The following is a 15,495-nucleotide window of genomic DNA, read 5'->3' as shown; positions in this document are numbered from 1 at the left end:
ATGGCACAACACGATTATATAAACAAAACCCCGAAGAAAAAGGGACAAAAGAAACAACAACCTAAAACGCAGAAACCTTTTCCGAAAGTCCTTGCTGCCTTCGCAATGCTGCTGATCGGCGGGTTCGCCTATGGCTTGTGGTTTATCAAAGAGCATGCTGATCCTGCCAAAGTCCAACAGGCACAAACACCGGCGGAACCTACCGCTGTGGTTGAAAATAAAAAAGAGCTGCCTCGTCCACCTCCGTTCATCGATGATATGAAAAAAGCGAAAGTGGAAGCTGAGGTTAAAGTCATTAAATCACGGGGTCCATTTCAAATGCAGTGTGGCTCTTTCAGAACCTATGAACAAGCGGAAAAGCGCAAAGCGCGCATTGCCTTTGCAGGCCTCTTATCTGAAATTCGCCGCACTGAAGGGAGTAACGGTGTTTGGTACCGTGTGCGTTTAGGGCCCTATGACAAAAAGCGCGATGCTGAAAGCGATAAAAATAGATTGCAGCGCATCAAAATCGTTGACTGCGGAATTTGGGGCTGGACTTGAAATTAGCCTAGCTGCCCTCATTTAAGCATTTATTGATATAATTATCCGAGGCAAAGGCCTCTTTTAAGGAATACTATGACTACTATCGTAAGCGTTCGTCGTGATGACAAAGTTGTTATCGGTGGCGACGGCCAAGTGTCTCTTGGCAATACGGTGATGAAAGGCAATGCCAAAAAAGTGCGTCGCCTTTACAACGGTAAAGTACTGGCAGGTTTTGCCGGTGGTACTGCCGATGCATTTACATTATTTGAGCGTTTCGAAACTAAATTGGAAATGCACCAAGGACACCTCACTCGTGCGGCTGTTGAAATGGCCAAAGATTGGCGAACAGACCGCGCGCTCAGAAAGCTCGAGGCGCTGCTTGCTGTAGCGGATGAAACGGCTTCACTGATCATCACAGGTAACGGCGATGTTGTACAACCAGAACATGACCTTATTGCCATTGGCAGCGGCGGTAACTTCGCCCAAGCGGCTGCAACAGCACTGATTGAAAATACCGACTTGAGTGCACGCGAAATTGTCGAGAAAAGCTTGAAAATTGCGGGTGATATTTGTGTATTCACAAACAACTTCCAGACCATCGAAGAATTGTAATAGGAAAATCCATGACAGCAATGACACCTAGAGAAATCGTTCATGAATTGGACCAGCATATTATTGGTCAAGACAAAGCTAAAAAAGCAGTTGCTATTGCTCTTCGAAATCGCTGGCGTCGCATGCAACTCAATGACGACCTTCGCGCTGAAGTTACCCCAAAAAACATTCTTATGATTGGTCCAACTGGTGTAGGTAAAACCGAGATCGCACGTCGACTCGCTAAACTTGCCAACGCACCGTTTATCAAAGTTGAAGCAACCAAGTTCACAGAAGTGGGCTATGTGGGTAAAGAAGTTGAAACCATTATCCGCGATCTAGTTGAAGTCTCTTTCAAAATGACTCGAGAGCAACAGACTAAAAAGCACAAACACCGTGCAGAAGAAGCTGCCGAAGAGCGTATTTTAGACGCGCTATTACCACCAGCTAAAGACGCATGGGGTGAAGCACAACCAGCTGAAAATAGCTCAACTCGTCAAGTGTTCCGTAAAAAGCTACGCGAAGGTCAACTAGACGACAAAGAAATCGATATCGATATCGCGGAAACATCACCGCAAGTTGAGATCATGGCACCTCCTGGTATGGAAGAAATGACCAACCAGCTACAAGGTATGTTCCAAAACTTGTCTGGCGACAAGAAAAAGAATCGCAAGCTTAAAATTAAAGATGCCTTTAAGCTGCTCATCGAAGAAGAAGCCGCTAAATTGGTGAACCCTGAAGAGCTAAAAGAGCAAGCTATCTTCGCCGTTGAGCAAAACGGTATCGTGTTTGTCGATGAAATCGACAAAATCTGTAAACGTGGTGAAGCGTCAGGTCCAGACGTCAGTCGCGAAGGTGTCCAACGAGACCTATTACCTTTAATTGAAGGTTCTACTGTCAGTACAAAACACGGCATGGTTAAAACAGACCATATCTTGTTTATTGCCTCTGGTGCTTTCCAAATGGCTAAGCCTTCTGATCTGATCCCAGAGTTACAAGGTCGTTTACCTATTCGCGTGGAACTTGAAGCTCTGACTGCAAAAGACTTTAAGCGCATCCTGACTGAGCCTCATGCCTCACTCACTGAGCAGCAACAAGCGCTGCTACAAACAGAGCAAGTGACTGTCGATTTCACTGAAGATGCGATTGAGCGTATCGCAGAAGCTGCGTGGCAAGTAAACGAAAAGACTGAAAATATCGGCGCAAGACGTCTACATACTGTGATGGAAAAGCTGATGGAAGAGATCTCGTTCGATGCCTCAGACAAAGCAGGTCAAGCATTGCAAATTGATGCGAAATACGTTGAACAGCACCTTGATATGCTAGTTCAAGATGAAGACTTAAGCCGCTTCATTCTATAATTCGGAGACTGGGTCAGCGATGCTGGCCCAATTTTTATGTATCAAGTAACCAAACTCCATTACCATCGACAAAGTAAGCAACTCGACATTAGTTTTGACGACGGCATGAAAGTCACGCTCAGTGCGGAACTTTTGCGCACCCACTCTCCGTCTGCGGAAGTACAAGGACACAGTCCTGAACAAGCGCAACTGGTATTAAACAAGCAAAACGTGACCTTAAACGCAATTGAGCCCGTTGGGCATTATGCTGTCAGGCTATGTTTTGACGATGGCCACAACTCTGGATTATTTAGTTGGCAGTACCTACGTAAGCTATGTACAAATCACCCAGTATTATGGGCACAATATCAAGAAAAAGTGCAGCAACACCATAAGAACAAAGACAGCGTACCGATTAAATTTGTCCCTTAGGCCTTAGAAACAAAAACAGCATCACATGGATGCTGTTTGCAAAAGAGCGCCTAAACTCCTCCAGACACGCTTTAGTTAATCACACCTTGTATTTGTCAATGGCATTATGTAGTGCACGTGCCTGTTCAGACAACTCTTCACTACTTTGCGCATTTGAAGCCGCATGTTCAGATGCTCCTTGCGCAATATCACGGATTTTAACGACATTTTTATTTACTTCTGACGCAACCTGATTCTGTTCATCAATGGCAGTTGCAATGTGCGTACTCATATCCATAATGTTTTGAACATCTTCTGTGATCAAACCTAAAAGCTCTCCAGCACGTTCTGCTTGCTCTACACTCTCATTACTCTGACTTCGGCACTCTTCCATAATACTTACAACATCTTGGGTGCGCTGTTGCAATGTAGAAATGATACTTTCAATCTCTTGTGTCGAGTCTTGCGTACGCTGTGCCAAAGATCTAACTTCGTCGGCAACCACCGCAAAGCCACGGCCTTGCTCGCCCGCTCGAGCAGCCTCAATCGCCGCATTCAGTGCCAGTAGGTTTGTTTGTTCGGCTATCCCTCTGATCACATCAAGTACCGAACCGATGGTTTCACCATCGCGTTCCAATTGACCAACAACTTCAGAGGCACCACTTAGTGAATGAGACAGTGCCATAATGTGATCTATGGTTGATGTCACTTCACTGCGGCCTTGCTGTGCATTGTTATTCGTCGATTCTGCTTTTTGCGCTGCTGCTTCCGTATTGTGTGAAATATCCTGAATAGTCGCTTGCATTTCTGTGGCGGCGGTTGCCACCATATCCGCCTCGTGCAATTGCTCGTTCATACCAGCACTGGTTTGCGCTGTGGTCGCAGAAAGGTGTGATGTGGCATCATTGATGGTCACTAAAGCGCGATTAACATCTGCGATCAGGTTTTTGAAGTCTTCAATTAAGCTATTGAAGTCGCGTGTCATGATGGTAATTTCATCATTGCCACTGTGCTCAATCAAAATACCGAGGTTGTTTTCTCGTCTGATCCGCTCAATCGTCTGATAAACACGCTCAACAGGGCGAATAATAGAACGGCTAGTCGACCACACCAATACCATCACTATGGCGGCTGCGGCAAAGAAAATTAGAATTGCAATCGACTTGGCAAATTCTGCATTTTCTGAAATTTCACGCTTGGTCTGCTCAACAATGGCGACAACCACCGCATCGCTTTTCTTCACCACGGTACGCATATCGCCCAATGCACCGCTATTTAAATCGACACCCAGTGTTACCTGTGCATCCACTAAGCCTTTGAATTTGGCTTGATACACGCCGAGTAAATCAATGAGTTCTTGCTGGTAAGCGCGGCTATGACTGGATGCACGGATCTGAGACTCAAACGTCTCAATGTGCTTATTAAACTTACCTAGATATTTGGTATCTAGACGCAGCATAAAATCTTTTTCTGCGCGTCTAAGTTGCAGCATGGTTGTCAGCAACTTGTAGTCTTCTTTTTGTTTTAGCAGCGTTTCTACACCATGCACCGCTTTTCGCAATTCACCATATAGGGCATCTTTTGGGTGCATGCCTATGGTCTTTTGTAATTCAACAACGCGATTAAATTCAGCGTGATATTGGGTAACCAACTGTTCAAACTGATTCAGTTGCGCTAAATCGATGCCAAAGTCGATAAAAACAGCTTCAAGTTGCGATTTTTTTTGCTTAAGTTGTTTATATTCCTTTTCAAACTGTTCCAGCGCAGCTACATCTTTGTAAAATAGAAAGTTTTTCTCATACTTTCGCATGGACAACTCATGAACATCCAGTTCTTCTGCATATTGAATGGTCTCATTCAACTGGCGCATTGTATTGGCTTCAGTGATGATCACAGCCAGCATAACCAGCAAAGCAACACCGACAACAACAGCATTGAGCTGTAAACGCCTTTTTATGGTTAGATTTTCAAGTAGAGCCATACAGTTACCTAATTATTACAGAACCTGCAATACAGTATAGCCAAACTCACCTTGCGCCGAAATTGAATCTACAAGTTTAATCAAAAATATTTCATGTTTTTTACATGCTATGCAACTTTGTTCCTGTTATAGAGTATTGGTTGCCATAAACTGTCATGTAAACTGCCGTAATCTTGCCATTGGCCTTTCGCAAGCCACTTTGCCAAAGGCGTTGCATCTGAAGGGAAATCGATCATTTGCCCCTCCGGATGTTCTAACCACTCCCCCAACGCTTCGGAGTTTAGATAGTTCATCACCTCAGCCAAACCCAAGGACTGCAACGTCATCGCATTGCTTAATTGTTCAAATTGTCCTTGTAAAGGTTTCAATAATAGTTTTTTGCCAAACTTGAGCGCTTCGCTAGACAACTCAAACCCAGCATTTGCAACAACCCCAGATGCACTTGTCAAGTCTTCCAAAAATCCCGTTCTGGACGGCGCACGCAAATGAATATGATTGATCGACTGATCAACCGCATCAGGGTGATAACAATAAAACTCTCTATCAGGGAAATCCCCAAGTAATTCAACAATGCTATTCAGATCTTCGAAAGGCAAATACACCAGTATTTTATTCGCAATTGATACCGTCTGATTACCATGAAAAGCAATAAAAGGCGGTAATATGTTTTTTGCAAACGGTTGCCAATGCACCCCCAAATGCACATTTGCAGGTGCAAACCAACGGATCAAAGCTCGTTCCATAAAACCAGCACCAAATAAAGGCACTTCTGGAGATAAAAATGCCGCTTGATGGCTCATCGCAACGACTGGCACTTTCGCTAATTTCGCAGCCCATGCAGACACAGGTTCAAAATCGTTGAACACAAGGTCATATTGCTTGATATCCAGCTGTCGAACATCGCGTAAAAAGGCACCAAGTTTAAGCTGCTTCATGGTTTCTTGATAATTTAATTTGCCGCCTTTAGTAATAAAGCTTAGCCCGCGTCTCACCTGATATTGACCAAATACCCCCATATCAAAGTATTGGTTAGCATCCCTTCCGGAAAACAAATAATCAACATCAATTCCGAGTTTGGTAAAACATTCCGCCATCACACGTGCACGTGTAATGTGGCCATTCCCCGTCCCTTGGATCCCATATAGTATTCTCATAACTCTCCTAAAATGCCGATGGCCAATAAAGCACACCCACTGCCCATCAATGCTCCGAGCACAACATCTATTGGATAATGTACTCCAACCAAAACGCGTGATAACGAAACTCCCGCCGCCCAAATCAGCAAAGGGATGGTCAATACCGGATAAACATCAATCAGGCACGTGGCATACAACCACGCCCCTGCACTGTGACCCGAGGGCAAGCTAAACTTATCACTGGGTGTAAGCATTGCCTTTACAGCCAGACAATCGCACGGTCTTATCCTGGCAAAGTGCTTTTTCATTACAAAATACAATGGTCGCTCTATGGCAAACGCAACCAGTACCATTTGTACAAATGCGCTACCATCACTGCCCATAAAGTAACCATTCAATAATGCTAAAATGACGTATAGACCACCGTTGCCACTTTTAGACAGCATTAACATCAACCAGTTAAACCATTTTCGCCGTTTCGGCTTGTACAGTGCAAAATAGAGCGCCGTGTCTAGTTTAATTATTTGTGCTTTCATCATAGTTGCTTACATTTGTTCACAATTTCAGCATAGAAGAGCTTAATAACAATACCGCGACATTTTTGTGACACAATTATGTAAGTTTATTCAAAGCATTGCGCAGCTTCTCAATGGGAGTATACTGACAACAGTTTAGCCATTCTCTGAGGATACTATGATGGATTACAGCACGTCTGATCTGTGTGATCACTTCGCCGATGCCATTGACGTACTTGAGCCAATGTTTATTAACTTTGGCGGACAACATGCCTTTTGTGGTCGTATAAAAACGGTGAAATGTTTCGAAAACAACGAAATGATCGCCGAAGTACTGCAACAAGATGGAACTGGTAAAGTTTTATTGATTGATGGTGGAGGCTCTACACGACGCGCCTTAATCGACATTGATCTCGCTGAGCTTGCCTTGGAGAACAACTGGCAAGGCATCGTCGTATACGGCGCAGTACGTCATGTCGAAGAGCTAGAAGAATGTGAGCTTGGCATTCAAGCCATTGCCTCTATTCCTGTCGGCGCAGACAGCGAGGGCACGGGCGTGCAAGGCATTCCTGTCAATTTTGCAGGTGTTTCTTTCTTTGATGATGATTTCCTGTACGCAGACTCGACAGGCATTGTTATTTCAGCTGAAGAGTTATTGCTCGAAGTAGACGAAGACGACGCCTAACCTACTATTTAAGTCCATCACCAAGCCACTGCGCATAACGCGTAATGGCTTGGCGCTGTTTACCCTAACCTGCTTTTAATAACTGAAACACCATGACTGCACATAACTGGATCAAGATTTATAACGAATCAAACATCAGCGAATACACAGCTACACGAGAAAATGAAACACGATTTTGGCAATCATTGTCTTTTTTGAAGTCGCAATCCCCGCTGCCTGAGGCACTAAAAGATGCCGCAGAGTTTGGCATAAAATATGTCCTCGTTGCCGTCAACGAAGACATTGGACCGCGCGGTAATTGCGGTAACGGCGGAGCAACGGATGGCTGGCACGCATTTTTAAAACGTTTTTTAAATTTGCCTTGCAATCAGTTTCTCACTCCTAGCAATGTGCTATTACTGGGAGAGGTCATCACCGATGATTTACAGCAACAAAGTGAGACGCTGGATAACAGCTTAGATGCCGACCTCACTCGACTTAGAACCTTGTGTGAAGAACTGGATGTGCGTGTTAGCGCTGTACTAAAAGCCATATTTGATGCGGGGCTAGAACCAATTGTGATAGGTGGTGGCCACAACAACAGCTTTGGTTTGTTGCAAGCTCTGTCAAACAGTCAACAGAAACAATGTCAGGCAATAAACTTTGACCCCCACGCTGATTTTAGAGCCATAGAAGGCAGACATTCAGGTAACGGGTTTAGTTACGCACATCATGCCGGTTACCTTGCTGATTACCACGTTGTCGGTATGCATGAACAGAAAAACAATGACACCATCATTGCTTCATTGCAAAGCGCTGGGTTTACTTATACTACGTACCAAGACATCTTGGTATCTCGCAGCACATCACTCACCGATGCTATTAAAGTTGCAACTACACGGTTTGATCCAAATCTTCCTCTTGGTATTGAGGTGGATGTCGATGCTATTTCAGGGATGCCAGTCAGTGCGTATACCAATTGTGGCTTCAGCGTTAATGATGCAGAGCACTTTGTTTACCTGAGTGCCAAACAAGCAAATACACACTATTTGCACCTGTGCGAAGCTGCACCAAAAACTCACCCTCAGGGGGCTGCTCAAGGATATATCGAGGCGGGGCAAGTATTGTCAGGTCTAGTATGTAGCTATTTGAAAGCGCGACAAAACTAGCTAGCATCTGAGGTGTTGGGACTATCTCCAAGAGGGTGCTCCCAGCGCCACTGCTTCAACCAACTGATCATGCCGATACTACTCAGAGGCCGTGTAAATAAATAACCTTGAGCGGCAAAAGCATTGAGGTTTTGGGCAAACTGCAATTGCTCTTGAGACTCTACTCCTTCGCAGATCACCTTACACTCTTGTACGTTCTGCATTTCAACGATGCCACGCACCACAGCCTTAAAGTTCCCTTGGCTCTGATTCGGCGTCGTCAATGAGCGCCCAAGTTTCACATAGTCCACTTCTAACTTTGGCAGCTTAGCCAATAATAGTGGAGATTCTCCAAAACCATCTACACATAGCTTCACGCCCATAGTGCGCAACCTGGCCACCATGGCGACACCTTGTTGATCAAGTGTGGTGAACATCTGTGATGGACACTCAATGATAATATCTTGCGGCATCAGCTGATGTTCGACTAAAATTCTATCAACAAACTCGATGAACTCTTCGTGCAACATTTCAGGCCCAAACAGGTTGATCCCAAGTGGCATTTGGATCCCTTCAACCCGAAGCGCCAGCGCGATTTCAGCTGCACGTTCAATAACATACTGCGCCAAAGGCAGTGCAAGCCCTGCGATACGAATATCATCGATGAACTTACTCGCAGCTAAGATCCCTTGCTTGGGGTGCTGCCAGCGCAAGAGCAACTCAACGTATTCAATGTCGCCGTCACTGTTTCTAACAATTGGTTGAAAATACAGTTCCAACTCATTTTTAAAGTCAATATGCGCGAGCTCTGCCAGTCTAGCTTGTTGCTCTAACCTATCGATCTGCATTTTCTGCTGGTAAGGTGCGATGGTTTTATCTGGGCTGCTGTCTAGCGCCAAAAATACACAAGTAAGCAACTCGTCAAATTGACCCAATTCTTCATCACAGTTGACATAACTAGCCCTTGCACTGACCTCTATAATACAGTTACCAACATTGAAAGGTTTTAGCGTACTCTCGATTATTTCTGCACATAATTGTTCGTGAAGATGCTGCTGGTGAGCTAGGCTACACACAAATACAAAATGCAATCCACCTAGATGCGCTAATCGCTCAACATCATTGCCCATCGCGATGGGCATAATATCGTGGCATTGTAAATGTTGTTTCATGCGATTTGCGGATTGCGCGAGCAACAAGTCACCAAACTCACGACCAAGGTGAAAATTAACTTGTTGAAACCCTTCAAGCCTCACCATCACCAACATGGCTGTCCCAGGCTCACGCGCCCGATACTCATTAAATGCTTCTCGAATACCTGCTCTATCCGGTAGCCCCAATATATCCGCATTAGAGTCTAAATTAGACTCCATCGGGGCTCTGTCATCTAATCGCGGCCCTTCAAGAAATAATTCGCTGATAAACACAGGAAGCAGAGTTAAAACCACATAAACACTTGGTAAATGCCACCAAAAATGGCTGACCGTCAACAATGTCGCAGCAACTGCACACAGCGCACAGATCACAATATGACGGCCTTGACCCAATTTATCGCTTTGCCATATATGCAATAGTAAAATGGCAACTAAAACGTAAAGTGCGATATCGCCCATAGAGGCGAGTATAGCCAGTCCTGCCGCACCAAGTAGCGCGTGAAGAATACGATTGACAGCAAAGTGTGAACGGGCGATGGCAACTAAGCTCAAGCTCACCACCACCCCCGCATAAAATGCCACCGCCAGCGGAGAGTACATGACGGTATGCAGTGAGAGATCAGCTAGTTTCGTTGCTCCCCAAGTTGGAAATACCCAGCACATATTGAGCAATATAAAGAGATATTTTATCAACGAAAATTTAGCCATTACACGACCACTACTGACCTTTAATATTGAGTAAGTCTACCCGATATCCACAGATTTAACAGATCGTTTACGCCAAACTGGTAACTTAATTCAGCGGGATGTTGGATTTGCCACATCGCAATATCTGCTTTCGCGCCGACTTTCAGCACTCCTCTGTCGGAAAGCCCAAGCGCTTTTGCAGCATGTCTCGTGACACCTAACAACGACTCTTCTGGTGTCATTTTAAATAGAGTACACGCCATATTTAGCATTAGACGCAGCGAGCACAGAGGCGCAGTGCCGGGGTTAAAATCACTGGCGATTGCAATCGGAACCTGATGCTTTCGCAGCAATTCTACAGGTGGGTGTTGCGTCTCTCTTAGGAAGTAAAACGCACCAGGTAAGATCACAGCCACAGTGCCAGACTTAGCCATTGCCATCACGCCGCGCTCATCTAGGTATTCGATATGATCCGCTGACAGCCCACCAAATTCAGCAACTAACTCACTGCCATGTTGATTTGAGAGTTGCTCTGCATGGCATTTAACTTTTAAACCCAATTCCGTTGCACGTTCAAAAACACGTTTTGTTTGAGCGTGACTGAATCCGACATTTTCACAAAAAACATCAACTGCATCAGCCAAGCCTCGCTGTGCAACTAGCGGTAACATTTCGTCACACACTAGATCGATATAGCCATCACTATTGCCCTTATATTCAGGCGGTAATGCGTGTGCGCCTAAAAAGGTGCTTTGAATTTGAATTGGGTGATGGTCATCCAATATCTGGTTTACTTCGAGTAATTTAAGCTCGCTTTCTGTATCTAGACCATAACCGGACTTGCTCTCTACGGTTGTCACTCCCTCTTTTAGCAACGCATTTAGACGCTGTTTTGCAACAACAAAAAGCTCTTCTTTAGAGGCCTGCCTCGTTGCCTTAACCGTAGTGGCAATACCTCCACCTTGCTCAGCAATTTGCTGATAAGACACCCCATTTAAACGCTTTTCAAACTCCTCCGCACGTGAACCAGCAAATAAAATATGGGTATGACAATCGATCAATCCAGGCGTCAACCAGGCTCCTTTTGCCGACGTAACTGGCGTTGCAAGTGCATCGAACTCAGGCATTTCAGATTCTTTGCCTAACCAAAAAATGGTGTCGCCCTTTATCATTATCGCGGCATTTTCTATGATGCCATAAGCGCCTGTGACTTGGTCGTCCATTGTGGCTATATTTGCATCAGTTATTACTAAATCTACTTCAATCACTGTCTACACTCAGTTGGAGAAAATTGATACAAGTTTAGCAAGATTACTTGTATATACAAGATAGCTATGCCACCTTTATAAAAAGCTTTTATTACACGGTAGCAGACAGTGACAGAACAACCTAAGTTTGCACAAATTAAACAACACATTATTGATCAAATTCGCGCTGGAACTTGGCAAGAGCATCAACGTGTACCGTCTGAAAATGAGTTATCTGATCAATTTAAAGTAAGCCGTATGACCGCTAGGCGAGCGCTGAGCGAGTTAACCGAAGATGGCGTGCTCACCCGCAGTCAAGGGTTGGGGACGTTTGTTGCGAGTCTTAAATCTCAATCTTCACTGTTAGAGATCCGTAATATCGCAGATGAGGTGGAAGAGCGTGGTGGCAACTACAGTTGTGTTGTTTTATCACTGGAGTCAATGTCTGCTATCGCACCAATTGCAATCGCGTTGGGTGTAGAGATAGACAGTCAAGTCTATCGCAGTGTTATTGTACATCACGAAAATGAAGAGCCTATTCAAGTCGAAGAACGTTTCGTCAATCCGGCACTTGCGCCAGAATATTTACAACAGAACTTTACCACTTTGACGCCCCATGAATATTTGACCCATGTTGCCCCGCTCACTGAGGCTCGCCATACCGTTGAGGCCATTATGCCCAATGAAGAAGTCTGCCAATGGCTGAACATGTTTAACGAAGAGCCATGCCTACAGATGATCAGAAGAACATGGTCCTCTCAAGGCATCGTCAGCTTTGCACGACTTATATCGCCTGGCAGTAAGTACCGCCTTGGTGGTCACCTCACGTTCAAAAAGTAAGAGGCGCTCAAATCATATTGCGGTACTGAAAACCCAGCTCAGTGATCGCTGCGCCATCGATCACTCTAGACACAACCTCGTCGCTGGCAAAGTTGGGAAGTTCACTACCATAGGCCTCACAATGGTTTTGATAGTATTGCTGCTTGGTCGGGTGAGATGGATGGCACAAATTGTAAATTGACTGAGCTGTATGCCAATTTGTCAAAATGCACATGATCCCTTCTACCACATCTTGTTGATGCACCATATTGACCGTAGCATTGGAAGAGCTTGATAAATGTTTACCGGCAATAAAACGTCCCGGCTCTCTGCCTGGACCGACGAGGCCAGCCAAACGTATTACTTTGCCTTGTTGTGCCAGCACCATTTGCTCTGCGTTTTGTAAAATCTGTTGCCGTTTTGAATCTTGTGCTGCCAGTGGCGAATGTTCATCATAAGTACCCGCTTCAGTCCCATACACAGCTGTTGATGAGCACAGTAAAAACCCTTTGCCCTGCATTGATTTTGCCGCTTCAAGTGCGCACGTTAAAGTCTCTAAATATTGACTGTCGCTTTGGCGCATGCGCGGGGGAATGGCACACACCCAATACGCATCAGATAGCGTAAGAGAATGATGAAGTTTAGTATCAGTCACACAGAACGCTTGAATATCCTCTGATACATCAGCCTGCCTTCGCGTCGCTTGGACACTCCAACCGCAAGATTTAGCGCTGTGTGCTAGGGCATTGCCTAACCACCCAGCCCCTAAAACGATCAACTTATTATTCATCATATTTTCTTAATTTTACCTATAATGGGTCATAATGTTAGTACAGCATGATGAAAAACGCTATCGGCATTTCCTCAGCTTTAGGTTATAAATTTGCAACTGCAATTTGATGATTCTTTACTATTTTTTTATTTTTGTTGGAGCGATATGATAAATGCTCATGTCTCACCTTGCTCATACTCCGTGTAAATTAGGTAGATCTATCAATTGAGATATGGTTTTATTATGTTAGCGCTGTCCCAATAAAAAGAATATGTCATGTTTGAAAACTTATCTCTTCGTAAAAAAATTCTCATCTTAATCGGCGGCACAATCTCTGTGCTACTTATACTGGCTTCTACTTATTTTGTTAATCATATCGCAACAATATCGCGTCAAGGTATCGAGCGCGAAGCACAGAGTTATATTTACTCTGAAAAGTTGTCTATGGAATCTTTTTTCGCCCAATACGGCAAAGTAGTTGGCACATTCGTAACCAATCCGCACAACGTGAATTGGTTTGACAATTATTCTGTTAGGGAACAAAGCCTCACAGGAGATAAAGGCTACAGCGAAGTAAATGAAGACTTTCAGCGCATCAGCCAAAGCGATGAAAACATTCTTTCTGCTTTCATGGCTTCTGCTAGAACTGGTGAATATTTCAAAGAAAATGAGCGTACGTCCAATTTCGCCGATGGACGCCCTTATTACGCCTATAAACGCCCTTGGTGGCAAGACGCTTTGAACCACGGCAAGCTCTATGTCGGTGCGCTCTCTGTTGATATCAACACAGGGGATGTCTCTGCCGTCGTACAACAACCTATTTATAATAAGCAAGGTGAATTAGTCGCGGTAGGCGGCGTAGATTTACAAATAAATAAAATTAGCGCCATGGTCGAAGATATTCAGTTCGACGGTGAAGGCTACGGCTTTTTACTAGATAATGAATTAAAAGTCGTTCATCTATCAAAGCGTACTGGCCATAATTTGTCTACAACTGACGCAGGGCCACGAGGTAAAGAAGGATTAGCAGGCCTTGAGCAACAATTCCAAGATACCAGTGGTTTTACTGAATTAACCCGCCTAATTGACCGACAGGACGATGGCACAGCTACGGTAACCCTGCAGGGCCAAGAGTACTACGTGGTGTTCAACAGTGTAAAACTAGATACCCCTGTACTTGACTGGCATGTTGGTATTTTGATCCCGGTAAGCCTCATTGACGAGCCGGTCAATGAGGCCGTCATGAGCACGGTAACTGCGGTGATTGTGATTTTATCTATCATTGTCGCGATGATTTTACTCGCCACGCAAATGATCACACGCCCTATCATCACCCTAACTGACACAATGCGTGACATTGCATCGGGTGAAGGTGACTTAACGCGTCGTATCAATATTTCAAGTCAGGATGAAGTGGGTCAATTGGCCATGCATATGAACACCTTTATCGACAAGTTACGTGCCATGATGATTGATACCGCTGCGCAAGCCGAACAATTAAGTGGTGCATCAGCTCAACTGCGTGATGTCTCTAACAATACCAATGCCGAGATACAGCAAGAAAAAGAACAGGTCGATAGTGTCTCAGCAGCGGTGACCGAGATGGCTGCAACCGTTACCGAAATCTCTCGCAATGCCCATGAGACGAACCGCGCTTCAGATCTTGTACAATCCATGACAAATGATGGCGCACAGCGCTCTAGTCAAGCACAAGAAGTGATGACTGAACTGGCTAGCCACATTGGCGACGCAGCAAAAGTAGTGGCAGGGCTAGAGCAAGAAACCAGTAATATTGGCGCTGTTATTGATGTCATTAACGGCATTGCAGAGCAAACCAACTTACTTGCCTTAAACGCCGCGATTGAGGCTGCCCGTGCCGGAGAACAAGGTCGAGGCTTTGCTGTGGTTGCCGATGAAGTGAGAAGTCTTGCCAGCAGAACACAGGAATCGACAGATGATATTCGCAATATGATCTCACGACTGCAGCAAATTGCGCAACAAGCCTCAACCATGATGCAGCAAGGTCAAGAACGTGCACAAAGCTCTGTGGAACAGACACAAGAAGTGTTAGATGCACTACGCAATATCACAGATTCGGTTAATACTGTACAGGACCAGAGTCATCAAATTGCAACCTCTACGGAAGAACAGACAGTGGTAGCTGAAGACATCAACAATAGCCTTAACGCCATCAATGATCTCGTGAATAGCACTGCCAACCACGCGCACCTATTAGCAGATGAGGCAAGAGACTTAAATGACTTAGCCAAAGCACTTAATGCCACAGTAAATCAATTTAAACTTTAATCTCCAAAAAGTTTTGGTACGACATAACATGTGTCGTACCAAAACCACTTAAATTTTTCTCATATTGCAACACTTCAAACTTGCTCAATTAGCAAGCAAAAACAACTTGTTATCTCATCTATTGCAACGAGTATCATTAGTTATCAGCAGCTAAGAAATTAGATGTGACTATTGATCACAATCAAACAATTTCACTCACAA

14 protein-coding genes are annotated in these 15,495 nt (G+C 44.6%); 8 read left to right on the top strand and 6 right to left on the bottom strand.

Annotation, left to right across the window (positions count from 1 at the left end; genetic code table 11):
• The 4 genes from J8M00_RS23905 to J8M00_RS23890 all read left to right on the top strand — a co-directional run bounded on the left by J8M00_RS23905 (window position 1) and on the right by J8M00_RS23890 (window position 2,885).
• Complete coding sequence (locus tag J8M00_RS23905; protein ID WP_211012933.1) at window positions 1-540, top strand: SPOR domain-containing protein; 540 nt, start codon at window positions 1-3, stop codon at window positions 538-540.
• A gap of 75 nt (window positions 541-615) precedes the next feature.
• Window positions 616-1,134, top strand: coding sequence for an ATP-dependent protease subunit HslV (gene hslV, locus J8M00_RS23900; RefSeq protein ID WP_023398436.1), 519 nt, complete (start codon window positions 616-618; stop codon window positions 1,132-1,134).
• An 11-nt stretch (window positions 1,135-1,145) separates the two neighbouring features.
• Window positions 1,146-2,474 carry an HslU--HslV peptidase ATPase subunit gene (hslU, locus tag J8M00_RS23895; RefSeq protein ID WP_211012932.1) on the top strand — a complete coding sequence of 443 codons (1,329 nt, stop codon included), beginning with the start codon at window positions 1,146-1,148 and terminating at the stop codon, window positions 2,472-2,474.
• A gap of 36 nt (window positions 2,475-2,510) precedes the next feature.
• Entirely contained in the window at window positions 2,511-2,885 is a 375-nt protein-coding gene (locus tag J8M00_RS23890) for a gamma-butyrobetaine hydroxylase-like domain-containing protein (RefSeq protein ID WP_211012931.1), read from the top strand.
• Between the two features lie 79 nt (window positions 2,886-2,964).
• Here the strand turns inward: J8M00_RS23890 and J8M00_RS23885 are convergent, their stop codons facing one another.
• The 3 genes from J8M00_RS23885 to J8M00_RS23875 form a co-directional block, all read right to left on the bottom strand.
• Complete coding sequence (locus J8M00_RS23885; RefSeq protein WP_211012930.1) at window positions 2,965-4,845, bottom strand: methyl-accepting chemotaxis protein; 1,881 nt, start codon at window positions 4,843-4,845, stop codon at window positions 2,965-2,967.
• A gap of 107 nt (window positions 4,846-4,952) precedes the next feature.
• Window positions 4,953-5,999 carry an MJ1255/VC2487 family glycosyltransferase gene (locus J8M00_RS23880; protein ID WP_211012929.1) on the bottom strand — a complete coding sequence of 349 codons (1,047 nt, stop codon included), beginning with the start codon at window positions 5,997-5,999 and terminating at the stop codon, window positions 4,953-4,955.
• The gene (locus J8M00_RS23875; RefSeq protein ID WP_211012928.1) at window positions 5,996-6,520 is read right to left on the bottom strand and encodes a phosphatase PAP2 family protein; all 525 of its coding nucleotides are present in this window, start codon (window positions 6,518-6,520) and stop codon (window positions 5,996-5,998) included. Before J8M00_RS23875 ends, J8M00_RS23880 begins: the two co-directional genes overlap by 4 nt.
• Before the next feature lie 157 nt (window positions 6,521-6,677).
• Here J8M00_RS23875 and rraA point away from each other — a divergent pair, with 157 nt between their 5' ends.
• Entirely contained in the window at window positions 6,678-7,181 is a 504-nt protein-coding gene (gene rraA / locus J8M00_RS23870; protein WP_036975546.1) for a ribonuclease E activity regulator RraA, read from the top strand.
• A 92-nt stretch (window positions 7,182-7,273) separates the two neighbouring features.
• Complete coding sequence (locus J8M00_RS23865; RefSeq protein ID WP_211012927.1) at window positions 7,274-8,329, top strand: formimidoylglutamase; 1,056 nt, start codon at window positions 7,274-7,276, stop codon at window positions 8,327-8,329.
• Here J8M00_RS23865 and J8M00_RS23860 read toward each other — a convergent pair.
• Both J8M00_RS23860 and hutI read right to left on the bottom strand, forming a co-directional pair.
• Window positions 8,326-10,170 carry an EAL domain-containing protein gene (locus J8M00_RS23860; RefSeq protein ID WP_211012926.1) on the bottom strand — a complete coding sequence of 615 codons (1,845 nt, stop codon included), beginning with the start codon at window positions 10,168-10,170 and terminating at the stop codon, window positions 8,326-8,328. The two genes, J8M00_RS23865 and J8M00_RS23860, sit on opposite strands and share 4 nt — an antisense overlap.
• A gap of 20 nt (window positions 10,171-10,190) precedes the next feature.
• Window positions 10,191-11,372: an imidazolonepropionase gene (gene hutI / locus J8M00_RS23855; protein WP_247687541.1), complete on the bottom strand. Its 1,182-nt coding sequence runs from the start codon at window positions 11,370-11,372 to the stop codon at window positions 10,191-10,193.
• A gap of 153 nt (window positions 11,373-11,525) precedes the next feature.
• Here hutI and hutC point away from each other — a divergent pair, with 153 nt between their 5' ends.
• Entirely contained in the window at window positions 11,526-12,236 is a 711-nt protein-coding gene (gene hutC / locus J8M00_RS23850; protein ID WP_211012924.1) for a histidine utilization repressor, read from the top strand.
• 7 nt (window positions 12,237-12,243) lie between these two features.
• On the opposite strand, the gene J8M00_RS23845 is transcribed toward hutC, so the two are convergent.
• Window positions 12,244-13,008, bottom strand: a complete 765-nt coding sequence (locus tag J8M00_RS23845) for an NAD-dependent epimerase/dehydratase family protein (RefSeq protein WP_211012923.1) — start codon at window positions 13,006-13,008, stop codon at window positions 12,244-12,246.
• A 255-nt stretch (window positions 13,009-13,263) separates the two neighbouring features.
• Between J8M00_RS23845 and J8M00_RS23840 the strand changes: the two genes are divergently transcribed.
• Window positions 13,264-15,294 carry a methyl-accepting chemotaxis protein gene (locus tag J8M00_RS23840; RefSeq protein WP_211012922.1) on the top strand — a complete coding sequence of 677 codons (2,031 nt, stop codon included), beginning with the start codon at window positions 13,264-13,266 and terminating at the stop codon, window positions 15,292-15,294.
• Window positions 15,295-15,495 lie beyond the last annotated feature (201 nt).

The sequence above is a fragment of the Pseudoalteromonas luteoviolacea genome (genome assembly GCF_018100925.1).
GTDB lineage: Bacteria > Pseudomonadota > Gammaproteobacteria > Enterobacterales > Alteromonadaceae > Pseudoalteromonas > Pseudoalteromonas obscura.
Note: the sequence above shows the minus strand (reverse complement) of the source record. Positions and strands in the feature narration are given on the sequence as shown.